Genomic DNA, 22888 nt, shown 5'->3' on the forward strand with positions numbered 1-22888 from the left:
CTACTGATAATTCTACTAAAACTGCAGGCTGCATTATTTACTTTTTCGCTAAAACGCTTTTAAGCGTTAAAGTGTGTGCGTAAATAATATACAACGCCATTCTCCATTTGTCAAAAGTTTTTTTAAAAGAAAAGCGGAGGCGCCTCGGTCAGCCCCGACAGGCAAATGTTCTTCGGCAAGAAAAGTCCGCCTTTTGACTTTTATTGCCGAAGGTTATTTGACCCGAGGGGCTAGGCGCTGGAGCTGGACAATTCTCTAGTTGAATATCATAAATACTTTTAACGTATAAAAAAGACCCCCCAACCAAAATGGTTGAGAGTCTTTGTAATTCTTTAACCTAAGACTCTCAGCCCGATGAAGCATGTGATTTCATGCGAATATCGTAAGAAGAAAAAAGTCTGCCGTATAAATAAGTAAAACTGAGTTGTAGACATGAGGCTATGTAAAAAGGCAGGGATAGGGAACCCAATCCAAAAAGATAGCCTGTAATATACGGTCCAATGGAGGTAGGCAGCCTCATTGAAAAAAGATTAATGCTTGATGCAAAGCCGCTCCGCTGGTTACGTGTTAAACTCACACTCAGCGCCTGCTGTGCCCCCTGCGTACCTCGATTTAAAGACGTTCGAAGCATATAAATGACGGAAACGAGTGCGTATGATGATAGTAAAGGCATCAAAATCAAAAGCAGACTTCCGATAAAACGGAGGAAAACAATAGAGCGTATTGTCCCATGTTTATGAGATAATCTTGCTTGTAAAATGGAGGTAACTCCGGTCATGAAGAAAGTAATAGCCAATGTGCTGCCAATTTGTGCATGGCTTGCCCCAAATTTAGCCGAAAACCAATAGGACATCATCGGCCCGGTCAGCCCTATAGCAATCCCATTCAGTATGTTAATAGCTGCAAGCTTCAATACCGCTGCATTTTCTTCATGCAAGATTTTCTTTTCTTCAATCCTCCCTCCCTCTTTTTTGTTTCCTAGGCGGTTTTCGGCTTCTCCTCCTGGAATAGTAAAAAGGATGGAGGCTGTGATCAACGATGCACCGAGAATATAGCAGAATAGAAGGCGATAAGGAGATCCTCCAGTATTCAAAAAGGATGCAGCCCCCGCTAGTACTGCTCCCACCCCCATTCCGAAAAAACTGAGAGCATTATTCAAACTGTATACTCTTCCGCGTTCTGCTGTTGGGACATAGGATGCCATCCAGGCCTGCTCTGCAGGGGCACATGGACTAGGGGAACCCGCGTCTGCTTTTCCAAATCCGGAAAGTGTAATCGCAATAGACAAGAAAATTGGGTTAGTGGTTAATACCCCGACCAGTGCACATCCAGCGGTAACTAGTTCAGAAATAAGGACAAACGGTCTTCTGCCAAGTCTGTCACTATAAACTCCTATAACGGGTGCAAGGACAACACCGAGCAATCCTCCTGCAGCTAGCACACTGCCAATCGCTGCCGTGCTCCATCCCAACGCATCGAGATACAAAGCCAATTCCACTACCATCAAGCCTTGTCCAATACTGCGAATAAAATTTACCAGCATGAGCCGCTTGACCACCGAATGAATTTGACTAATTCCTGTAAACTTCATTTTGATCCCTACCTTTTCATTTTTATCGGTAAGATTTTGGTTACAGTTACCAAGTTTCTACTTAACAGGGTGCCAATTCTCAATTTCATTTATTCATAGGCATAAACAAAGTTTCCGTGGCATATCGCGTTTACATGAGATTTATAGTAAATGGAGGGATAATCTTAAAGACTGGAGAGGAAAGGGTTCGATAGGGCAGGTAAAGCGGACTAGTTCCCTTAGCCCGAATATTTCCCCCATCACGGAAACTAGTGTAAGGGACTTAAAGTTGACCATAGTCAAAAAAAAGTGCTAAAGGGTATGTACGTGTCCCCTTTAGCACCACTTTGGCAATAGCTATTTTTTTAATAACCGTTTTATTGCAGATCGTTCCTGAGAATACCTCCGATAGATTAGGGGTGCAGATGAATTAACCGGTTTGCTGTTGGCATCCTGTACAGCCTTTTCAATTAAATGATGTTCTGGTGCCCATTGGCAGACTGGGTCTATCGCATATTCATCTCCCGTTAAGGCAAAGGCCTGACAGCGACACCCTCCACCATCCTGGTGCCTCAAATCACAGGTGAGACAAGCTTTGGGCATCCATTCTTCCCCGCGAAAACGGTTAAAAGATTCTGATTCATACCAAATATATCCTAGCGATGACTTACGGGCATCTTCAAAAGATAACCCTTTTATCATCCCGGCGGTTGGACACGGAAGGGCAATTCCATTCGGCGCTATCGTGAGACCAATAGCTCCCCATCCCCCCATGCAAGGCTTAGGTGCAGATGCATAATAATCAGGAATAACCCAAATAATTTCCATTTTCTGCTTAAGTCTTGCTTTTGCGGCTTCATAGACTGCACTTGCACGCTCAATCTGTTCCCTGCTTGGTAGCAGTTTCTCCCGATTCAGCAGGGCCCAGTTATAATACTGGGTGTTCGCCAGCTCCAATCGCTCGGCTCCCATTTCTTCCGCAAGCTGAATGATCTCCTCCACCTGATCAATATTCATTCGGTGTAACACCACATTTAATGACAAATGCAATTCTGCCTGTTTTACAGCAGTGACCGCTTCCCGCTTTTTCTCAAAGGCTTTGTATCCGCCGATAAGATCGGAAAGCTTTGCTTCTGCCGCTTGAAAGCTCACCTGCACATTTGCTAAACCGGCTTCCTTAAGCCGAATCGCTTTTTCCGTTGTTAAGCCAATGCCGCTCGTAATGAGATTGACATACATCTCTAATGCAGTAGCGTGGCTGATAAGAGATTCCAAATCATCCCGGAAAAGCGGTTCGCCACCAGAAAAATGTACTTCTACTACTCCCAACTCGGCGGCCTCGGACAAGACCCGGCTCCATTCCTCCGTTGATAGTTCCATGGCTTCCTTAGCCAGTTCAATAGGGTTTGAACAATACGGACAATTCAAAGGGCAGCGATGGGTTAACTCAGCAAGCAGCGAATAAGGGGGGTGAACCGCACTATGGCTCTTCTTTTTCATGCTGAATCACCACCCATCCCTGATCCGCCATCTCCTGTAAAAATTCGAAAATGTCTGCCTCCATTGTTTTCAAATCGGGCAATGCATCTGAACTCCTTGTTTCTGAGCCTGCCATTAGAGAAGTACTGATGTATTCAGTGATGGTGTTTATGGGCCGGTTCCCGTCACATAAACGAAGGATCGATGCTGCAGTTTCGTTTAGGACTACAACCTTTTCCGGTAGCAAAAGGAGATGTTTTTCTCTCACCTTATCGAATTTTAATCGCGCCTTTGCAGCGAGTTTTGGAAGACTGCCAGCTACAAAAATAGACTCCACCACCAATCATTTATTCTTCCTAATTCACGCTTTAGAGGGATAGGCCTTTTCGATAGCATCAAGCTGTGCCCATAATACATCACATTTGAACCTTAATGCGTTGACAGCCCGCTGCTGTGCTTCCGGTGTTCGACATTGGGTTAAAACAAGTCTGAGGGCCACATCCGAATCACAAGGTGCCTGAGTCAAGCGACTTTGGAAATAATCAAGCCCTGAACGGTCAATCCAAGGATACAGCTGCTCAAAAACTTTTATCCTTTTTGAGATAAGGTCAGGTGAAAACAATTCCGTCAAGCTTGAGGCAACAGCTTCAATCCACGGTTTTGTCCGGGCGAAGTTCACATAGGCATCCACAGCAAATCGAACGCCTGGGACAACATGCTCCTCTTGTATGACTTCTTCCCGAGACAATCCTACCGATTCTCCCAACCGCAGCCATGCTTCAATACCACCATCTTCTCCAGGCCTTCCGTCATGATCAAGAATACGGCCAATCCACTCTCGCCTCAGTTCCCTTGATGGCAGATTGGACAGGATGGCTGCATCTTTAATTGGGACTGATTTCTGGTAGTAGTATCGGTTGGCCACCCAGCCGCGGATCTGCTCTTTGCTTAAGTTTCCTTGGTGCATTGCTATATGAAATGGATGTTTGTCATGATAGGAAGAACGCCCTACATTCCTTAACTGCCCCGTAAATTCATCCGCCGACCAAAGCTCTTCCCTTTTTATACCTCGGCTTACGAACCCTCTTTGCTCCAGCATCATCACACCTCCAATTCCATGCCATCATAGGCAACTTCAATACCAAGCCGCTCCAATGTATACCTCTCCATTGAGTCCTTTTTCAAAATAGGGTTGCTGTTATTAATGTGGATTAGAATTTTTCTCTCTGCCGGGAAAGAGGCCAATAACTCTAAGGTGCCAGATGGTCCGCTAATCGGTAAGTGGCCCATGCTGCTTGCGTTACGAGTTGCTGCCCCCATCACGGTTAATTCATCTTCCGACCAAAAGGTTCCATCTACCATCAGGATATCGGCTTTCTTTAAACAATCTTCTATAGCCGGAGTAATCTTTTCTAATGTAGGGAAGAAAGCAAGACACCTGCCCGAATCTTCATTATGAAGAACCAGTCCAACCTCCCAAATATCTTCTTGACAGTCCAGCTCCTGGGTCGACTTGGCATAGAGCGGCGGTTTTTTTGAAACGGGAACCGCCTCAACGATGATGGCTCCTTCTGCTCCTTCACGTAAGGGTCCCACCCTTTGTCGAATTCCTGGATCTAGAGACTGCCATTTCCATGAACAATAGTTCTTTAGCATTGGAAACACCGGAAAAGCGGATTGCAAGCAGCTTCGTACCATCTTGGTCCCATAAATCGTCATACTGGAGCCCTCCCGCAGTGACAATAGGCCGATCGTATGGTCGAGCTCTGCATCGGTTAAAAAAACACCGGCAAGAGGGGTCTCTCTTATGCCTGGACCTGCATTTAGTGAAGCAAACAATTCAATTTGCCTGAGAATATCCGGTCCTGCATTGATGAGGTACCAGTCCTTTTCATTGGCAGTTACCGCAAGCGAAGATTGTAATAACGGCCTGAGTGAAGGATTTCCTGAGCGGACTGCCCTACAGTTTGGACAGGCACAGTTCCACTGCGGAAAGCCTCCTCCGGCCGCCGCTCCTAATACTCTAATTTTAATTTGGTTTCATTCCTTTCCCGGAGAGTCGGGCAATGTTTTTTTTCAATCTTCCGTGGTTTTCCTAATAACCTTCCAACCTGCCACCCTATCGCCATATTCACCACAGCCATCAGGATAAATAACAAATAATCCCCTATTGGATCAGGAAGCAGAAGATCGACAAGCAGCCAGCCACCTGCTGTTGCACCCCCGATCATCAAACCCATCACTGATTTTAAGTAACGATTCATTTGGCACCCCCTCCATGTTTTGGATAAAATCATAAACAAGAGGCAAGCAGTATGCGCTACTTGCCGATGTAGGAATACATCGTCACCTCGCTAGAAGTGTTGATTATTTCATACTCAGGCTTTATCCACATGTGATCCCCCCCTTTCAAAACACTTTCAATAATAATTATTTATTAAAGGAGTGTCTGATTTACCTTTCAAAACAATCATATGTTGGCGGAAACTCCAAAATAACTAAAATTTCAACATGAAGTTGTCCAATAGTAAGCCCGTATTTTGCAAAATGCTGCAAATTTACCTCACAAAAAAAAACAACCTGAGTCCGTAAACTCAGGTTGCCTTTGTTCTTTTAAATTACTTCTTCTGGGACTGCCATTGTTTTTCACCTTTACTTCAGTACTGACTACTTTTTAACATAAAATTAACTGTCCATTGTCCCTTTTGATTCATTATTCCATGTGTGTGAAATGACAATTCGGAATTATCTGATCTGTAATGGTGCATCTGTGCTATTATCGTTCCTTTATACTCATTATTACTTATTTTCTTAAACGATTCCGATTCCTCACGAACTAACGTATTCCCAATCCAAATATACGGGTTTCCAATCAAACTTTTGGTATTCGGACTAACTTGTATATTTGAATTTGAGGTTATCGTATAATGCAGCTGAATGTCTTGGCCGTGGTTTATGATCGAATAGTCATTGATGGTTAACCTGATTCCGTTACTCTCGGATGAACCTAAGCCATTACTTGATTGAGCATTGGTCGATTTTGGGTAGGCAAATCCAAAGAGTAAGGAAATACATAAGGCGGCACCAATGAATCGCACGGTATAAATCGGTAATTTTCTCATTTTACCACCATCCTTATTTTTCATGTATATCTAAAGTAAAAATCATTTCTTTTTGGATAGCCAATCCGCTAGTGCTTCAGCCTCTGCACCTTTAGCCAAGCCTGCTGGCATACGGTCGCCACCATTAAGAATTTGATTCAATATGTCCTCTTTAGACATAGTTTTACCTATGTGTTGAAGATTTGGAGCTGTTGCGCCTTGAAGATTATCCCCGTGACAGGAAATACAACTTCTTTTGTAAACCTTTTCCGGATCGATAACAACGTCTGCTTGCCCTTGTAATTTTGCATTTTTATTTATAGCTCCAGGTTTCAACTTGCCTCCGAGACCATAAACAACAACCTTCGTACCACCAGTAATGACTGCAACATATTCATGGCCGTCAACGGTATATATGGAAGGAGCCATTTTGATTTGTTTTCCTCCACTTTGCATTTTCCATAATACTTTACCTGTTTTAATATCAAGAGCATTTACGTTTCCATCCAATTCCCCGTAGAAAGCAAGACCGGCAGCAGTACTTGTGAATCCTCCATACATCGGATCGTCCGTTTCATTTTGATATACTTTTTTCCCTGTATTCATATCAATTGCTGTAATGGTACCAGAAACATCAACATCCTTTGGTAAAGGAAGAATCTTTGTTCCTGGGAAGGTATTATTATCTTTTGCAATCTCTTCTGCATCTTTAGCGGCTACCATTAAATTAGGACTATTAATACCTGGAATAAGCACATAGTTGGTGTCAGGGTCATATGTCTGTGGAGCATAGCTTTCTCCACCTGGAGTCCCTGGCCATTGAAGTACAGCTTTACTCTCATCGCTTGGTACGTCCGAGTGTTGAATTTTTACAAAAGGTACCCCATCATAAATGGTTTTCCCCGTTTTTGCATCCCACGCATACCACTTTCCATTCTTACCGCCTTCAACCACAACCTTTTGCTTTTTCCCGTCAACCTTTGCATTTAGAATCATCGGTGTTGCTGCAGCATCATAATCCCATATATCATGTTCAACTTGATTGGAAGACCACTTAAATTCCCCTGTTTTACTATCTAAAGCAACAATAGAATCGGTATATGGATTTTTTCCTTTTCTATCTGCATCGTAAAAGTCCGGAGCAGGATTCCCTACTGCAAAATACATCATATCAGTTTCTGGGTCAAACGACATCGGTGTCCATACGGATCCTCCGCCCGTATATTTACCCTTCGCCCAGCCAGTTCCTCTTTTAGGAACTGTCCAAAACGGCTCTTTCCATAGCGGTTCCAAGGTGTCTGCTTTAAACGCCCAAACAAAACCTCGTGTACCATTATCACCGCCGCTGCTTCCAACGTAAACGTTGCCATCATAATACATCGGAGCTGATGATTCATAGTATCTGTTTTCTAATTTAATAGTAGGTTCATGATCCCAAAAGTTAACCATTTTTAACAGTTTTCCGTTCTTCGCATCAAGTTTAGCCAACCGATTATCTATCATCAAGACAAATACATTCCCATTGACTACTGCGACGCCCCTACTTGCCACATTGGACTGCCATGGCAAACCATTAATATGATCAAGTACTTCCTTGGGTGGTGTCCATGCCCAAAGCTTCTTCCCACTTGCCGCGTCGATGGCAAACACATGATTTTTCGCACTAGTCACATACATGACCCCGTCATGAACGACAGGGAAATCTTCTTGTAAATTTGGAACATCCTTATTCCAATCTAAGATATCCTGCTGCCATGCAATCCCCATTTTTTTTACATTATCTTTTGTAATCTGTTTATAGGGCACATGTCGGGTATGTTGAAGGTCATACCCCCAATTTGGGAATCCTGTCTCATTTACCTGGTCTGATTTCTTGTTTTTTTCGTTTTTTGCATTGTTCTGGTTATTGTTCGTTTGACAGCCAACAATGATAATACTGGCAAGCAAAACCGAACCTGTTGCTTTTAAAAGTTGCCTCACGAAAATAGCCTCCTTACATTATGAAGTATAATTGGTGAATTCTGATAACTACTATTCTGCTTTGTTATTTCCTCCTTAAGACAATCTTACTTTTATAAGAACAATGGTATATTTACCTAAAACATTATAAATTATGCAATTTATGACTAACCCTTCCTTCCCTTTTGTTTGAGGCTTTGTTAAACTTGTCTGTTGATTTCCGCTCCAGACGCTTCAATCAACAGGGTTTAAAAATCAACATTGTTCTTTAACACAGCCTAAACGTAAAAAAGACCCCCAACCAAATGGTTGAGAGTCTTTGAAAGTTCGCAAAGATTAACGCTTTGAGAACTGAGGCGCACGACGAGCACCTTTAAGACCGTATTTCTTACGCTCTTTCATACGTGCATCACGAGTTAATAAACCAGCGCGCTTTAATGTTGGACGGAACTCAGGGTCAGCTTGAAGTAATGCGCGAGCAATACCGTGGCGGATTGCGCCAGCTTGACCAGTGTAACCACCGCCGCTTACGTTTACAAGAACATCGTAGCTACCAACTGTTTCAGTTGCTACTAATGGTTGTCTTACAACAACACGTAAAGCTTCGAATGGGATATAATCTTCGATTTCACGACCGTTAACTACAATTTTACCTGTGCCTGGAACTAGACGCACACGTGCGACTGAGCTCTTACGACGACCAGTACCAATATATTGAACTTGTGCCAAGTTAATTCCCTCCCTCTAAATTATCCGCGAAGTTCGTAAACTTCAGGTTTTTGTGCTTGGTGTGGATGTTCGCTACCAGCATATACGTGTAACTTTTTGAACATTTGACGGCCAAGAGAATTCTTTGGAAGCATACCTTTAACAGCAAGCTCGATCATTTTCTCAGCATAGTTTGTACGCATTTCTAGAGCCGTTCTTTGCTTTAAACCACCTGGGTGTAAGCTGTGACGGTAGTAGATCTTGTCAGTTAATTTCTTTCCTGTAAGTTCTACTTTAGAAGCATTAAGAATGATTACATGATCACCAGTGTCAACATTTGGTGTAAAAGTTGGTTTGTTTTTACCACGTAAAATTGACGCTACTTCAGAAGCAAGACGACCAAGAGTTTTGCCCTCAGCATCAATCACGTACCATTTACGCTCGATATTGTTGGCATTTGCCATAAACGTTGTACGCATGAGTTTCCCTCCTAATTAAATCCTAAAGATTATTTTTCGCACCTTCAAAGCAATGAATGATCAATTCTGTTCCGGGAATCATTCACCCATGCCCTTGTGCGGCTAAGTTTCATTTCATATATTTTCAATCACGATGAAGACTTTCCGGGGCTTTATCGTGGGATTAAAAACACACACATATAATATAATAAATACATTGGGTCTATATGTCAAGGGAATGTTACACCTGGTTAGGTTGTTTTATACAAAAATTATTGATAAAAAACTCCCCAAAGGTATAGACCGTGGGCTGGCGCTGTCTTTCCAGCGAAGCGGCGATCTTTTTTTTCTAGAATGGCCGATATATCCTCTGGCCTTCGATCACCTGCACCTACCTCTAGTAAAGTCCCGACTAAAATCCGGACCATGTTATACAAAAAGCCATTTCCCACAAAGCGAATGGTAAGTTGGTCGCCTTCGAGCAAAAAATCGATTGCCTGAATGGTCCGTACTTTATCCTCCACTTCTGTTTTTGCTGAACAAAAGCTAGTAAAGTCATGGGTGCCAAGGAAATATTTACTTGCTTCCTTCATTGCTTCTAGGTTTAGCGGATAAGAATAGCGATAGGCAAATTTCCGCTGGAAGGGGTCCCTTTTCACTGATAAATACAGCTTATAACGGTATTCTTTCCCTTTGGCACCAAACCGGGAGTGAAAGTCTTTGGCTACTTTTTCAACTGAAAGTACTGAAATATCCTCAGGGAGCATCGAATTCAGAGCAATTTCCCACCTTTCTTCAGTGATAGGAAGTGGGGAATCAAAATGAATCACCTGCCCCAATGCATGAACCCCTGCATCTGTTCGCCCAGAACCAGACACTTTAATGGTGGTGCCTTTATGCATCTTTGCTAAGACAGCTTCAAGCTCCAGTTGTACCGTCCGCTTATTCGGTTGGACTTGATACCCGGAGAACCCCGAGCCATCATAGGATATAATGCATTTGTATCGTTGCATGATTTCGCCCCATTATGAACGTAATAATATTAAAAAGATCGTTACAACACCAAGGAGTACTAATTGCAGAGTATCGGCCCCTTGCCATTCCAGCTGCCGATATTTCGTTCTCCCTTCGCCGCCGCGATAACCTCTCGCTTCCATCGCTATAGCTAGCTCCTCCGCCCGTTTAAACGAGCTGACAAACAACGGAATAAGTAGGGGAATAACCGCCTTGATCCGCTCCTTAAAGGGACCGCTGGAAAATTCAACTCCACGGGCGATTTGTGCCTTCATGATCTTATCTGTTTCCTGCATTAACGTCGGAATGAATCGTAAGGAAATAGACATCATCAGTGCCATTTCATGGACTGGAAAATGAACCTTTTTTAACGGGTGTAATAGGGTTTCCAATCCATCGGTTATTTCAATCGGTGTAGTTGTTAATGTTAGTAAGGAAGTCATTAAGATTAAGAAGAAGAATCGTAAGGAGATAAAGATCCCCTGTCTGACACCTTCTTCGTATATCTTAATCGGTCCCAATTGATATAAAAGGTCGCCTTGTTTCGTAAAGAACAGCTGCAACACTAATGTAAAAAGGACAAGCCATAAAACGGGTTTCAAGCCCCCATATAAAAAGCGAATGGGAATTCGTGCTAACCCAAGCATAAAAAATGTATAAATTCCAATAAGTGCATATGTGACTGCGTTGTTTGCAAGAAAAATCACACAGACAAATAAGAAAATAACCAATATTTTAGATCGAGGGTCCATTTTATGAATGAGAGAATCAGCCGGAACATAACGGCCAAAAATCATTTTTTCCATCATGAGTGAACACCTCTTTTTAACGCTTCGGTAACCGCTGTGGACAGCTCATCAATCGACAAATACATTCTGTCCAGCTTAAAGCCTAATTTCTCCTCTAGCTTCAATTGAAAGCGGACCACTTCGGGAACATCTAGTCCCATATGCATCAGCTCTACAGGGGATGAGAATATCTCTTCAGGTGTTCCTTTTTTCACGACTCTACCTTGCTGCATAATAACAATTTGATCCGCATAATGTGCCGCGTCTTCCATACTGTGTGTCACTAGTATGGTAGATAGGTTTCTTTCCTTATGGAGGGCATAAAACATATCCATAATTTCTTTCCGTCCACGGGGATCCAATCCAGCGGTAGGTTCATCGAGAACGATGACATCTGGTTCCATGGCTAGAACACCCGCTATCGCTACCCGGCGCATCTGTCCGCCAGATAAATCAAAAGGAGACTTTTCTAAGACTTCTTCCCCTAATCCTACCTGTTTTAATGCAATACGTGCCCGTTTTTTTGCCTCTGCTTCAGATACACCGAAATTAAGCGGGCCAAAAATAATATCTTTTTCAACTGTTTCTTCAAAAAGCTGATGTTCAGGAAATTGAAAAACAATACCTACCTTTTGTCGTACAGGTTTTAGGTTTTTATGCTTCTGCTGTGCTTTAATTTCATGAGCTCCAATTTTAACCGTTCCTTTGGTGGGTTGGAGAAGTGCATTTAGATGTTGCAGGACCGTTGACTTGCCAGAGCCTGTATGACCGATAATAGCCATATATGTTCCAGAAGGAATATCAATCGAAACATCCTCGATCGCTAAGTGCTCAAATGGAGTATTTGCTTGATACCTATAATCTATATGTTGAAGCGAGATGTCCATAGCTCTGTCACCAACTCTTCTTCCGATAAATAATGCTTGGATAACTCGAACCCTTTTTGACGGAATGCTTTTGTCATTTTAACCGAGAACGGAATATCCAATCCTAATTGAATCAACTGCTCGTCCATTGAAAAAATCTCTTCAGGTACGCCTTCACGGAAAACCTCACCTTTATTCATAACTATTATGCGATCGGCTTTTGCCGCCTCTTCTAAATCATGAGTAATAGAAATAACCGTTAATGCCTTTTCTTGTTTTAGAACTCTCACAGTCTCTAAAACCTCTTCACGGCCTCTTGGATCCAGCATAGAGGTCGCCTCGTCTAGAATAATAATAGAAGGTCTCAGCGCAAGGACGCCGGCAATAGCTACCCGCTGCTTCTGTCCACCGGAAAGATGGTGGGGCTCTTGATATAGAAACTTATCCATTTTCACTTTCTTTAATGAATCTTCTACTCGCTCTACCATTTCATCTCTTGGTATACCGTGATTTTCTAGACCAAAAGCCACATCATCCTGAACGGTTGTACCGACAAACTGGTTATCTGGGTTTTGGAATACCATCCCCAACTTTTTTCGTACATCCCAAATGGTCTGTTCATTCAGAGGAATGCCACAAACAGTGATTTCGCCTTGTTGTGGGAACTGCAAACCATTCAGAAGCTTTGCCGTAGTAGATTTGCCTGAGCCATTATGACCAACAATTGCCAACCATTCTCCTTCAAAGATATCAAACGAAACATTATTAAGGGCATTGCGCTCTTGTCCCTCGTATTGAAAGGAAACACCCTTAAGTGAAACAAGGGAATCTTTCATTGTTATTCCTCCTCTCGACTAACATACTAAACTAAGCTCCGCTTTTGCAAATATTTTTACATATAAAAAAAGCCCGCACCTCGTCCCTGGCAGCAACATGACTGCAAAGGATTTCTATAAAGAAATGGGAGGAGGTGCATGAGCTAGACGAGACGTGAAAAAGAAAACAAATGGTTATGGATGAACCGTTTTCAATCCCAGGGTTTAACACCCTTCATGCTCCTACAATAGGAGTCACGCTCATCATAACACTCGTTTGGCTTGGGTCGGAAATTATATTCTTACAGAAAAAGGGCAAAGAACAAGTTTGTTTGTAAACTGTCCAGCGCCCTTGTTGTCTGTTAAAAGGTATTAAACTAACTCGATGATAACCATTGGCGCACCGTCACCGCGGCGAGGTCCAAGTTTCATAATACGAGTATATCCACCTTGACGCTCTTGGTAACGTGGAGCGATATCAGCGAAAAGTTTTTGTACTGCATCTTGACCGTTTTCAGCATTAGCAACTTCATTACGAACGTAAGAAGCGGCTTGACGACGAGCATGTAAATCGCCGCGCTTACCTAAAGTGATCATTTTTTCAACAGTCACACGAAGTTCTTTCGCGCGAGTTTCTGTTGTTTCGATGCGCTCGTTGATAATTAAATCTGTAGTTAAATCACGAAGCATAGCTTTACGCTGTGCGCTTGTGCGTCCTAACTTTCTGTATGCCATGAAGGGTTCCCTCCTTTGTTGAAGTCATTAAACGGATTTTATAGCCGCGTTTAGACTAGTCGTCCTTACGCAAACCTAATCCAAGCTCTTCTAGTTTCGCCTTCACTTCTTCGAGTGATTTGCGGCCTAAGTTACGAACCTTCATCATATCTTCTTCAGTCTTATTAGCTAATTCCTGAACAGTGTTGATTCCAGCACGCTTTAAGCAGTTATAAGAACGAACAGAAAGATCTAGTTCTTCGATAGTCATTTCTAGAACTTTTTCTTTTTGGTCTTCTTCTTTTTCAATCATGATTTCAGCATTTTGAGCTTCATCGGTTAACCCAACGAAAATGTTCAAATGCTCGGTCAAAATTTTCGAACCAAGAGCAATCGCCTCTTTTGGCCCAGTGCTTCCATCTGTCCAAACATCTAGCGTTAGCTTATCATAATTTGTCATTTGACCTACGCGAGTATTTTCTACTTGATAGGACACACGTGAAACAGGTGTAAAGATTGAGTCGATTGGAATAACACCGATTGGTTGATCTTCTCTTTTGTTCAGATCAGCCGGTGTATAACCACGACCGCGTCTAGCTGTTAAACGCATGCGAAGGTGACCATTTGTAGCTAATGTAGCAATATGAAGGTCTGGATTTAAGATTTCAACATCACTATCATGTGTGATATTGCTAGCCTTTACAGGTCCTTCACCCTGTACATCAATTTCAAGGGTTTTCTCTTCGTCAGAGTAGATTTTTAAAGCTAATTTCTTAATGTTTAAAATGATGGATGTTACATCCTCTACGACGCCTTCAATTGTTGAGAACTCATGAAGTACCCCATCGACCTGAATCGATGTAACAGCGGCACCTGGGAGTGAAGATAGTAGGATACGACGTAAGGAGTTACCCAAAGTGGTACCATATCCACGCTCAAGTGGCTCTACGACGAACTTACCGTACTTGGCATCATCGTTGATCTCAACCGTTTCGATTTTTGGTTTTTCTATTTCGATCATCAAATAACCCTCCTTCAAAACGTCGAAACCTCAATTAGTTTAATAACTAACTGAAATTCCCCCATGTATACGTTCCCGTTTTGTGCACAACAACTGGAATAAATTCTCTGTATGAACTCTAAAAAATTAGTATCATATCCATTATAGACGCATGATACAACTTCTATACAAAGAAATTAAACGCGACGGCGTTTTGGTGGACGGCATCCGTTATGAGGAACAGGTGTAACGTCTTTGATTGCAGTTACTTCTAGACCAGCAGCTTGAAGAGCACGGATAGCAGCTTCACGGCCTGCACCAGGTCCTTTAACAGTAACTTCTAAAGTTTTCATACCATGTTCGATAGATGTCTTAGCTGCAGTTTCAGCCGCCATTTGAGCTGCGAATGGAGTAGATTTACGAGAACCTTTAAATCCAAGCGCACCAGCACTTGACCAAGAAATTGCATTACCATGTACATCAGTAATAGTTACAATCGTATTGTTAAATGTTGAACGGATATGAGCGATCCCTGATTCAATATTCTTTTTAACACGACGCTTACGTGTATTAGTTTTACGTGCCATTTAAATAACCTCCTTTGCCGATTACTTCTTCTTGTTCGCAACAGTCTTACGAGGACCTTTGCGTGTACGAGCGTTGTTTTTCGTATTTTGTCCACGAACCGGTAAACCACGACGATGGCGTAATCCGCGGTAGCAGCCGATTTCCATTAAACGCTTAATGTTAAGAGAAATTTCACGGCGAAGATCACCTTCAACTTTTAGTTTGTCGATGATGTCACGGATTTTGTTTAATTCGTCTTCAGTTAAATCACGTACACGAGTATCTTCAGAAACACCAGCTTCTGCAAGAACTTTTTGTGCAGTAGTTTTACCAATACCATAAATGTAAGTCAAAGAGATAACTACACGCTTTTCACGTGGAATATCTACACCAGCAATACGTGCCATATTTTAGCGCACCTCCTTCAGTATTAACCTTGTTTTTGTTTATGTTTAGGGTTTTCACAGATAACCATAACTTTTCCGCGTCTACGGATAACTTTGCACTTTTCGCAGATCGGTTTAACAGATGGTCTTACTTTCATTATCCTAACCTCCTTAATGGTACGGAGTGCAAGCTGATTATTTAAAGCGGTAAGTAATTCTTCCGCGTGTTAAGTCATATGGAGAAAGCTCAACAGTCACCTTGTCACCCGGAAGGATTCGAATGAAGTGCATTCGAATTTTGCCAGAAACATGAGCTAGCACAGTATGACCATTTTCTAATTCTACCTTAAACATTGCATTTGGCAAAGTTTCAAGTACTTTACCTTCAATTTCAATTACATCATCTTTGGCCATCGGTCTCGTCTCCCTTCTCTATTCAGAATAGCGTTCGCCAATACAAAATTTGTGTATGCATTGGGTCTTTTCTTCATACGTCATCCTGCAACCTTACAATTCTAACATAATGAGCAGCATTCTGTCCTCTAGTAACTATTAACAAATTACATTTTTTTTGGATTAGAATGGGTTTGGTTAAGAAATAGATACTAAATCTTAGTTAAAATTTCAAAACCTGTTTCAGTGATCGCAATTGTATGTTCAAAATGAGCACACATTTTGCCATCAACTGTTACAACCGTCCAATCGTCAGCCAATGTATTTACATACCGGGTTCCGGCATTCACCATCGGTTCAATTGCAAGTACCATACCAGGCTTTAATACAGGACCTTTATTAGGTGGACCAAAATGAGGAATATCTGGGTCCTCATGTAAGTCTTGCCCTACTCCGTGCCCTACATACTCACGTACAATAGAAAAACCATTTGCTTCCACATACTTTTGTATCGCATGGGAGATGTTCGAGAGTCGCTCGCCCGGTTTAGCTTCCTTTAAGCCTTGATAAAGTGATTCCTCAGTCACTTCTAAAAGTTTCTGGGAATTTTCATCAATCGTTCCTACAGCATATGTCCAAGCTGAATCTCCATGGTAGCCGTTATACTTAGCACCGATATCGATACTAATGATGTCGCCCTCATTTAGGACTCGGTCACCAGGTATTCCGTGAACAAGTTCGTTGTTCACACTTGTACAGATACTGCCGCGAAAACCATTATACCCTTTAAATGAAGGAATTGCATCCTTGCTGAGAATAAACTCTTCAGCAATTCTGTCCAATTCACGCGTTGTGATACCTGGCGCGATATGTTTTTTTAACTCTTGATGAGTCAAAGCCACAATTCGACCAGCTTCACGCATGATCTCAATTTCCTTAGGGGTTTTACAAATGATCATTAAGCTAAGCCCCCAAGTAATACCTCGATATCAATAAAAACTTTATTAATATCTTGTTGACCATCAATCGTGCGTAAATATCCCTTATCCTCATAAAAAGCTAATAATGGTGCAGATTGTTTGATGTTGACATCTAGACGATTTTGAACTGTTTCAGCATTATCATCTGCTCTTTGGTATAGCTCTCCACCGCAGCGGTCACATACACCCTCTTTTGCAGGAGGATTAAAGACTAAATGATAAGTTGAGCCACAATCCTTACAAATACGTCTGCCAGTCAACCGATCCATTAAAATACTTTTATCCACGTTAATATTAATCACATAGTCGATTTTCTTCTGAAGATCAGCTAATAGATTTTCTAACGCTTCAGCTTGAGGTACTGTTCTAGGAAAACCGTCAAGTAAGAAGCCCATTTGGCAGTCTTCTTTGCTTAAACGTTCACGAACAATGCCAATTGTTACTTCATCAGGAACAAGTTCACCCTTGTCCATGAATGATTTTGCTTGTAAACCTAGTTCAGTTCCTTCTTTCATCGCTGCACGGAACATATCTCCAGTAGAGATATGAGGGATGCCGTATTTTTCGACGATTCTTTCAGCTTGAGTGCCTTTACCAGCACCCGGTAGCCCCATTAAAACTAAATTCACACGTGTTCCCCCCTCGTGCTATAAATGGGTTTTAGGGAACAATAGTCCCCTAAACCTTTACTTAATAAAACCTTTATAATGACGTTTAACCAGTTGTGCTTCAAGTTGTTTATACGTGTCAAGTGCAACACCGACTACGATTAACAAGCTTGTTCCTCCGATTTGAGCCGATTGCGGTAAATTCGCTATTTTAATAAAAATAGTTGGAAGTACAGCAATGACTGTTAAGAAGATCGCACCAACAAAAGTTAATCGATATAAAACGCGAGTTAAGTATTCCTGTGTGCTCTTACCAGGACGAATTCCTGGAATATAGCCGCATTGCTTCTGTAAGTTTTCCGCCGCTTGTTCAGGGTTAACTTGGATAAAAGCATAGAAATAAGTGAACGCGATAATTAGTACTGCATATAACGTCATCCCAATTGGATGAGAATAATCAAGATTTCTGTTAATCCACAGTGTTACATCATTTGTTGGAAAGAATGATGCAATGGTTCTTGGTGTTACAATGAATGAAACTGCAAAGATAACAGGGATAACACCCGCAGCGTTAACTTTTAACGGCATGTGAGTGGACTGTCCTCCAACAGGATTTCTTCCTGCAACAACACGTTTAGCATATTGGATTGGAATTTTACGGTTTGCTTGTTGGATGAAGATAACACCAACAACAATTGCAATAATAGCAAGTGCGATTAATACAACCGTTACAATACGTAAAAATAATGCTTCTCCTGCGTTCTCAAACTGCTGAACATAAATTTGATTGATAGTTGAAGGCATACCAGCAACGATCCCTGCAAAGATGATGATGGAAATTCCATTTCCTACACCCTTCTCAGTGATCTGCTCACCTAACCACATCAAGAATGATGTACCAGCTGTTAGAGTAACGGCAATCAGTAGATACGTACCAATACCAGGGTTTTCAATCAAACGGCCGCTTGCTAAATTGTTAAAGCCATAAGACATACCTAATGCTTGGATAAAACCAAGCACAACAGTGAAATAACGAGTGAACTGAGCAATCTTACGACGACCAGATTCACCTTGTTTGGACCATTCCGTAAATTTAGGAACAACGTCCATTTGAAGTAACTGAATGATAATGGAAGCTGTAATGTAAGGCATAATACCCATTGCAAAGATGGAGAATTGTTTCAACGCTCCACCACCAAAGGTATTTAAAATACCGAAAACACTCAGCTTATCCTGACTAGCAAGCACATCAGCATTAACATTCGGTACAGGAATGAATGTGCCTAGTCGAAATACGACTAGCATTAAGAGGGTGAATAAAATCTTTCGACGTATATCACCCACGCGCATAAAATTGGAGATTGTCTGGAACATTAGATCACCTCAGTAGTTCCGCCAGCAGCTTCGATCGCTTCCTTAGCAGCAGAGGAGAATTTGTGAGCTTTTACAGTCAACTTTTTCTCTACGTTCCCTTTAGCAAGAACTTTGATTCCTGCTTTTTCGTTACTTACAACGCCTGTTTCGATAAGAAGTTCTGGAGTAACTTCTGTACCTTCCTCAAAGCGATTTAATACATCAAGATTGACAATTGCATATTCTTTGCGGCTGATATTTGTAAATCCGCGCTTTGGTAAACGACGGTATAAAGGTGTTTGACCACCTTCAAAACCTACACGTACACCACCGCCTGAACGAGCGTTTTGTCCTTTATGACCTTTACCCGCAGTCTTCCCTTGACCAGAACCGATACCACGTCCAAGACGCTTACGCTCTTTACGAGAACCTTCGGCAGGTTTTAATTCATGAAGTTTCATATTGGCACCTCCTTATTAAAGAAAAGAATCAATTATTGTTCTTTAACTGTTACAAGGTGAGCAACTTTGTTAATCATACCGCGAATCGCAGCGTTATCTTGATGCTCAACTGTTTGATTTAATTTACGTAAACCTAGTGCAGTAACTGTCGCGCGTTGGTCCTCAGGGCGACCAATTACACTACGGCTGAGGGTAACTAATAGTTTATTCGCCATTTGATTTCCCTCCTTATCCTAACAGTTCTTCTACTGATTTACCACGTAATTTCGCTACGTCTTCAGCACGTTTTAGTTGTTTTAATCCGTCAATAGTTGCACGAACCATATTGATTGGTGTGTTAGTTCCTAATGATTTTGAAAGGATATCAGCAACTCCACCTAATTCAAGAACCGCACGAACTGGGCCACCAGCGATAACTCCTGTACCTTCAGAAGCAGGCTTTAGAAGAATTTCGCCAGCACCAAAACGTCCTAGTACTTGGTGAGGAATTGAAGTTCCAACCATTGGTACTTCCACTAAGTTTTTCTTTGCATCTTCGATGGCTTTACGGATTGCATCTGGAACCTCTTGGGCTTTACCAGTACCAAATCCTACATGACCGTTTTTATCCCCAACTACTACAAGAGCAGAGAAACGGAAACGACGTCCACCTTTAACAACTTTCGCAACACGGTTAACCGTTACTACGCGTTCTTCTAGTTCAAGTTTGTTTGGATCAATACGACGCATCTTTTTGTGTCCCTCCTTTGTCTATTAAAATTGTAAGCCGTTTTCGCGAGCAGCATCAGCTAATGCTTGCACACGTCCGTGGTATAGGTATCCTCCACGATCAAAGACAATAGAAGTGATACCTTTTTCTACCGCACGTTTAGCGACTAATTCTCCGACCTTTTTCGCTGCTTCAACGTTACTAGTAGATTCAAGACCGAAATCTTTTTCTTTAGTAGAAGCACTTGCTAAAGTTACTCCAGCCATGTCATCGATTAATTGAGCATAAATATGCTTATTTGAACGAAACACATTTAGACGTGGACGAGCAGCAGTACCGCTAAGTTTCGCACGAACACGAGCATGTCTCTTCTTGCGAGTAGCGTTTTTATCTTGCTTCGTAATCATTTACGTCACTCCTTTCGTTTACCTATGCGGCATTACTTACCTGTTTTACCTTCTTTACGACGAACGTTTTCGCCTTCGTAACGAATTCCTTTACCTTTATAAGGCTCTGGAGGACGAACTTGACGGATATTGGCTGCAAGAGCACCAACACGTTCCTTATCAGTACCTTTTACAATAACTTTTGTATTAGCAGGTACTTCGATTTCAAGGCCAGCTTCAGGTTCAATTTCAACTGGGTGAGAATAACCTACGTTTAATACAAGTTTGTTACCTTGCTTTTGCGCACGATATCCAACCCCGATTAGTTCTAGGCTTCTTGTGAATCCGTTGGATACACCCTCAACCATGTTCGCGATCACTGCACGAGTAGTACCGTGCAATGCGCGGTGTTCTTTAACGTCAGATGGACGAGTGATCGATACAACGTTCTCTTCAACGTTGATTGTGATATCAGGATTAAAAGTACGAGTTAATTCGCCTTTAGGTCCTTTTACAGTAACAGTACTACCGTTTAAAGTAACAGTAACTCCTGCTGGAATTTCAATTGGTTTTTTTCCTACGCGAGACATTTAGTGCACCTCCATTCATTCAAAAACTCGATTACCAAACGTAAGCTAAAACTTCTCCGCCGACTTGCTTTGCACGAGCTTCTTTATCTGTAATAACACCTTGTGATGTTGATACTAATGCGATACCAAGACCGTTAAGTACACGAGGTACTTCGTTTGACTTAGCGTAAACACGAAGTCCAGGCTTGCTTATGCGCTTAAGACCAGTAATAACACGTTCGTTATTCGCACCGTACTTTAAGAAGATACGGATAATACCTTGTTTGTTGTCTTCAATATACTCAACGTCACGTACGAAACCTTCGCGCTTTAGGATTTCAGCGATTTCTTTTTTAAGATTAGAAGCAGGTACTTCTAATTTTTCGTGACGTACCATGTTCGCATTACGAATGCGAGTAAGCATATCTGCAATTGGATCTGTCATGACCATTGTATTTTACCTCCTTCCCAGACTTTGGGTTTTACCAGCTAGCTTTCTTAACACCAGGAATTTGTCCTTTGTACGCTAATTCGCGGAAACAAATACGACAAAGCTTAAATTTACGGTATACAGAGTGTGGACGGCCACAACGTTCGCAGCGTGTATACTCTTGTACTGCATATTTAGGCGTGCGCTTTTGTTTCGCAATCATTGACTTTTTAGCCACGTTTTCGCCTCCATTATTTAACGATTACTTTTGGAATGGCATTCCAAATTGAGTTAAAAGTTCACGAGATTCTTCGTCGGTCTTAGCAGTCGTTACGATAACGATGTCCATACCGCGAACCTTGGTTACTTTATCATAATCAATTTCAGGGAAGATTAATTGTTCTTTAATCCCTAATGTATAGTTACCGCGGCCATCGAAAGCCTTTTTAGAAACTCCACGGAAGTCACGAACACGAGGTAACGATACTGAAACTAATTTATCCAAGAATTCGTACATACGCTCACCGCGAAGGGTAACTTTTGCACCGATAGGCATACCTTCACGAAGACGGAAGCCAGCGATAGATTTTTTCGCACGAGTTACTAATGGTTTTTGACCTGTGATAGTTGTAAGCTCTTCAACAGCATTATCAAGTGCTTTTGCGTTTGCAACTGCATCACCAACACCCATGTTCACAACGATTTTTTCAAGTTTAGGAACTTCCATAACTGATTTATAGTTGAACTTGCTCATTAGAGCAGGAGTAACTTCTTTAACAAATTTTTCTTTTAGGCGGTTCACTTATTGTACCTCCCTTCTTAATTTAAACTATTTATCTAAAACTTCACCGGATTTTGCTACGCGTACTTTCTTTCCATCAACCGTTTTGTAACCTACACGAGTTGGGTTACCTGATTTAGGATCGATAGGCATTACGTTTGATACATGAATAGGAGCCTCAAAGCTTAAAATTCCGCCTTGTGGATTCGCTTGAGAAGGTTTAGCGTGTTTTTTCACGATGTTAACACCTTCTACTAGTACACGGCTTTCTTTAGGATAAGCAGCTAGGATTACACCTGTTTTGCCTTTATCCTTGCCAGAGATGACCTTTACTTTATCACCTTTTTTTACATGCATCTGTGCGCACCTCCTTAAAGGCAATTGATTTTAAAATTATAATACTTCTGGAGCTAGAGAAACGATTTTCATAAAGTTGTTGTCACGAAGTTCACGTGCAACTGGTCCGAAGATACGAGTTCCGCGTGGGCTCTTATCATCTTTGATAATTACACATGCGTTTTCATCAAAACGGATGTAAGAACCATCTGGACGGCGAGCACCGCTCTTTGTACGAACAATAACAGCCTTGACAACGTCACCTTTTTTAACAACGCCACCAGGTGTTGCTTGTTTTACTGTACAAACGATCACATCACCAATATTAGCAGTTTTGCGACCTGAACCACCTAGAACTTTAATCGTAAGTACTTCACGAGCACCAGAGTTGTCAGCAACTTTCAAACGTGATTCTTGTTGAATCATGTGTGTAACCTCCCTTCGGAATGAAGCTTAT

At 41.8% G+C, this 22888-nt stretch carries 34 protein-coding genes; all 34 read right to left on the reverse strand.

From position 1 onward, the window contains the following. Positions 1-346: 346 nt before the first annotated feature. The 34 genes from QE429_RS00430 to rplN all read right to left on the reverse strand — a co-directional run bounded on the left by QE429_RS00430 (position 347) and on the right by rplN (position 22857). Entirely contained in the window at positions 347-1591 is a 1245-nt protein-coding gene (locus tag QE429_RS00430; RefSeq protein ID WP_307282735.1) for an MFS transporter, read from the reverse strand. Between the two features lie 336 nt (positions 1592-1927). Beyond that, positions 1928-3070 (reverse strand): pyrroloquinoline quinone biosynthesis protein PqqE, encoded by a 1143-nt coding sequence (gene pqqE / locus QE429_RS00435; RefSeq protein WP_307282737.1) that lies wholly within the window; start codon positions 3068-3070, stop codon positions 1928-1930. Further along, on the reverse strand, positions 3051-3389 hold the full coding sequence (pqqD, locus tag QE429_RS00440) for a pyrroloquinoline quinone biosynthesis peptide chaperone PqqD (RefSeq protein ID WP_307290692.1): 339 nt from the start codon (positions 3387-3389) through the stop codon (positions 3051-3053). Before pqqD ends, pqqE begins: the two co-directional genes overlap by 20 nt. A gap of 21 nt (positions 3390-3410) precedes the next feature. Next, complete coding sequence (pqqC, locus tag QE429_RS00445) at positions 3411-4151, reverse strand: pyrroloquinoline-quinone synthase PqqC (protein WP_307282739.1); 741 nt, start codon at positions 4149-4151, stop codon at positions 3411-3413. Beyond that, on the reverse strand, positions 4151-5083 hold the full coding sequence (pqqB, locus tag QE429_RS00450; protein ID WP_307290693.1) for a pyrroloquinoline quinone biosynthesis protein PqqB: 933 nt from the start codon (positions 5081-5083) through the stop codon (positions 4151-4153). The genes pqqC and pqqB overlap by 1 nt, the downstream gene beginning before the upstream one ends. Then, positions 5065-5313, reverse strand: a complete 249-nt coding sequence (locus QE429_RS00455) for a hypothetical protein (protein WP_307282741.1) — start codon at positions 5311-5313, stop codon at positions 5065-5067. The genes pqqB and QE429_RS00455 overlap by 19 nt, the downstream gene beginning before the upstream one ends. A 56-nt stretch (positions 5314-5369) precedes the next feature. Beyond that, positions 5370-5444, reverse strand: coding sequence for a pyrroloquinoline quinone precursor peptide PqqA (gene pqqA / locus QE429_RS24400; RefSeq protein ID WP_373463227.1), 75 nt, complete (start codon positions 5442-5444; stop codon positions 5370-5372). Between the two features lie 262 nt (positions 5445-5706). Next, positions 5707-6171, reverse strand: coding sequence for a hypothetical protein (locus QE429_RS00460; RefSeq protein WP_307282743.1), 465 nt, complete (start codon positions 6169-6171; stop codon positions 5707-5709). A gap of 42 nt (positions 6172-6213) precedes the next feature. Further along, complete coding sequence (locus tag QE429_RS00465; protein ID WP_307282745.1) at positions 6214-8130, reverse strand: outer membrane protein assembly factor BamB family protein; 1917 nt, start codon at positions 8128-8130, stop codon at positions 6214-6216. Positions 8131-8445: 315 nt separating this feature from the next. Next, complete coding sequence (rpsI, locus tag QE429_RS00470; RefSeq protein ID WP_098533175.1) at positions 8446-8838, reverse strand: 30S ribosomal protein S9; 393 nt, start codon at positions 8836-8838, stop codon at positions 8446-8448. A gap of 20 nt (positions 8839-8858) precedes the next feature. Then, complete coding sequence (gene rplM, locus QE429_RS00475; RefSeq protein WP_307282747.1) at positions 8859-9296, reverse strand: 50S ribosomal protein L13; 438 nt, start codon at positions 9294-9296, stop codon at positions 8859-8861. A gap of 251 nt (positions 9297-9547) precedes the next feature. Next, positions 9548-10288, reverse strand: a complete 741-nt coding sequence (gene truA / locus QE429_RS00480; RefSeq protein ID WP_307282748.1) for a tRNA pseudouridine(38-40) synthase TruA — start codon at positions 10286-10288, stop codon at positions 9548-9550. A 12-nt stretch (positions 10289-10300) separates the two neighbouring features. Next, the gene (locus QE429_RS00485) at positions 10301-11098 is read right to left on the reverse strand and encodes an energy-coupling factor transporter transmembrane component T family protein (RefSeq protein ID WP_307282750.1); all 798 of its coding nucleotides are present in this window, start codon (positions 11096-11098) and stop codon (positions 10301-10303) included. After that, positions 11095-11964 (reverse strand): energy-coupling factor ABC transporter ATP-binding protein, encoded by an 870-nt coding sequence (locus tag QE429_RS00490; RefSeq protein WP_307282752.1) that lies wholly within the window; start codon positions 11962-11964, stop codon positions 11095-11097. The genes QE429_RS00485 and QE429_RS00490 overlap by 4 nt, the downstream gene beginning before the upstream one ends. Further along, a complete protein-coding gene (locus tag QE429_RS00495) occupies positions 11940-12779 on the reverse strand; it encodes an energy-coupling factor ABC transporter ATP-binding protein (RefSeq protein ID WP_307282754.1) in 840 nt (279 codons plus the stop codon). The genes QE429_RS00490 and QE429_RS00495 overlap by 25 nt, the downstream gene beginning before the upstream one ends. Positions 12780-13130: 351 nt before the next feature. Continuing rightward, positions 13131-13493, reverse strand: a complete 363-nt coding sequence (rplQ, locus tag QE429_RS00500; RefSeq protein ID WP_307282758.1) for a 50S ribosomal protein L17 — start codon at positions 13491-13493, stop codon at positions 13131-13133. Positions 13494-13548: 55 nt separating this feature from the next. After that, entirely contained in the window at positions 13549-14493 is a 945-nt protein-coding gene (locus QE429_RS00505) for a DNA-directed RNA polymerase subunit alpha (RefSeq protein WP_307282759.1), read from the reverse strand. 176 nt (positions 14494-14669) lie between these two features. Further along, positions 14670-15059, reverse strand: a complete 390-nt coding sequence (rpsK, locus tag QE429_RS00510; RefSeq protein ID WP_026574109.1) for a 30S ribosomal protein S11 — start codon at positions 15057-15059, stop codon at positions 14670-14672. A 21-nt stretch (positions 15060-15080) separates the two neighbouring features. Next, positions 15081-15446 carry a 30S ribosomal protein S13 gene (rpsM, locus tag QE429_RS00515; protein WP_307282761.1) on the reverse strand — a complete coding sequence of 122 codons (366 nt, stop codon included), beginning with the start codon at positions 15444-15446 and terminating at the stop codon, positions 15081-15083. 23 nt (positions 15447-15469) lie between these two features. Further along, a complete protein-coding gene (gene rpmJ / locus QE429_RS00520) occupies positions 15470-15583 on the reverse strand; it encodes a 50S ribosomal protein L36 (protein ID WP_000868344.1) in 114 nt (37 codons plus the stop codon). A 37-nt stretch (positions 15584-15620) separates the two neighbouring features. Further along, positions 15621-15839: a translation initiation factor IF-1 gene (gene infA, locus QE429_RS00525; RefSeq protein ID WP_034676129.1), complete on the reverse strand. Its 219-nt coding sequence runs from the start codon at positions 15837-15839 to the stop codon at positions 15621-15623. A gap of 191 nt (positions 15840-16030) precedes the next feature. Next, complete coding sequence (map, locus tag QE429_RS00530) at positions 16031-16777, reverse strand: type I methionyl aminopeptidase (protein ID WP_307282767.1); 747 nt, start codon at positions 16775-16777, stop codon at positions 16031-16033. Next, positions 16777-17427, reverse strand: a complete 651-nt coding sequence (locus QE429_RS00535) for an adenylate kinase (RefSeq protein ID WP_307282770.1) — start codon at positions 17425-17427, stop codon at positions 16777-16779. The genes map and QE429_RS00535 overlap by 1 nt, the downstream gene beginning before the upstream one ends. 57 nt (positions 17428-17484) lie before the next feature. Beyond that, complete coding sequence (secY, locus tag QE429_RS00540) at positions 17485-18780, reverse strand: preprotein translocase subunit SecY (protein WP_307282773.1); 1296 nt, start codon at positions 18778-18780, stop codon at positions 17485-17487. Continuing rightward, the gene (rplO, locus tag QE429_RS00545; protein ID WP_307282775.1) at positions 18780-19220 is read right to left on the reverse strand and encodes a 50S ribosomal protein L15; all 441 of its coding nucleotides are present in this window, start codon (positions 19218-19220) and stop codon (positions 18780-18782) included. The genes secY and rplO overlap by 1 nt, the downstream gene beginning before the upstream one ends. Positions 19221-19252: 32 nt before the next feature. Beyond that, entirely contained in the window at positions 19253-19435 is a 183-nt protein-coding gene (gene rpmD, locus QE429_RS00550; RefSeq protein WP_307282778.1) for a 50S ribosomal protein L30, read from the reverse strand. A gap of 13 nt (positions 19436-19448) precedes the next feature. Continuing rightward, the gene (gene rpsE, locus QE429_RS00555) at positions 19449-19949 is read right to left on the reverse strand and encodes a 30S ribosomal protein S5 (protein WP_307282783.1); all 501 of its coding nucleotides are present in this window, start codon (positions 19947-19949) and stop codon (positions 19449-19451) included. 24 nt (positions 19950-19973) lie between these two features. After that, positions 19974-20336, reverse strand: coding sequence for a 50S ribosomal protein L18 (gene rplR / locus QE429_RS00560; RefSeq protein WP_307282786.1), 363 nt, complete (start codon positions 20334-20336; stop codon positions 19974-19976). Between the two features lie 32 nt (positions 20337-20368). Further along, positions 20369-20905 (reverse strand): 50S ribosomal protein L6, encoded by a 537-nt coding sequence (gene rplF, locus QE429_RS00565; protein WP_307282789.1) that lies wholly within the window; start codon positions 20903-20905, stop codon positions 20369-20371. Positions 20906-20936: 31 nt separating this feature from the next. Beyond that, positions 20937-21335, reverse strand: a complete 399-nt coding sequence (rpsH, locus tag QE429_RS00570; RefSeq protein ID WP_307282791.1) for a 30S ribosomal protein S8 — start codon at positions 21333-21335, stop codon at positions 20937-20939. A 31-nt stretch (positions 21336-21366) separates the two neighbouring features. Next, a complete protein-coding gene (locus tag QE429_RS00575) occupies positions 21367-21552 on the reverse strand; it encodes a type Z 30S ribosomal protein S14 (RefSeq protein WP_034676107.1) in 186 nt (61 codons plus the stop codon). A 24-nt stretch (positions 21553-21576) separates the two neighbouring features. Next, positions 21577-22116, reverse strand: coding sequence for a 50S ribosomal protein L5 (gene rplE, locus QE429_RS00580; protein ID WP_307282794.1), 540 nt, complete (start codon positions 22114-22116; stop codon positions 21577-21579). Positions 22117-22143: 27 nt separating this feature from the next. Further along, positions 22144-22452: a 50S ribosomal protein L24 gene (gene rplX, locus QE429_RS00585; protein ID WP_307282796.1), complete on the reverse strand. Its 309-nt coding sequence runs from the start codon at positions 22450-22452 to the stop codon at positions 22144-22146. A gap of 36 nt (positions 22453-22488) precedes the next feature. Next, complete coding sequence (rplN, locus tag QE429_RS00590) at positions 22489-22857, reverse strand: 50S ribosomal protein L14 (protein ID WP_149868112.1); 369 nt, start codon at positions 22855-22857, stop codon at positions 22489-22491. Positions 22858-22888 lie beyond the last annotated feature (31 nt).

Source organism: Bacillus sp. SORGH_AS_0510 (genome assembly GCF_030818775.1).
Classification (GTDB): Bacteria; Bacillota; Bacilli; order Bacillales; family Cytobacillaceae; genus Neobacillus.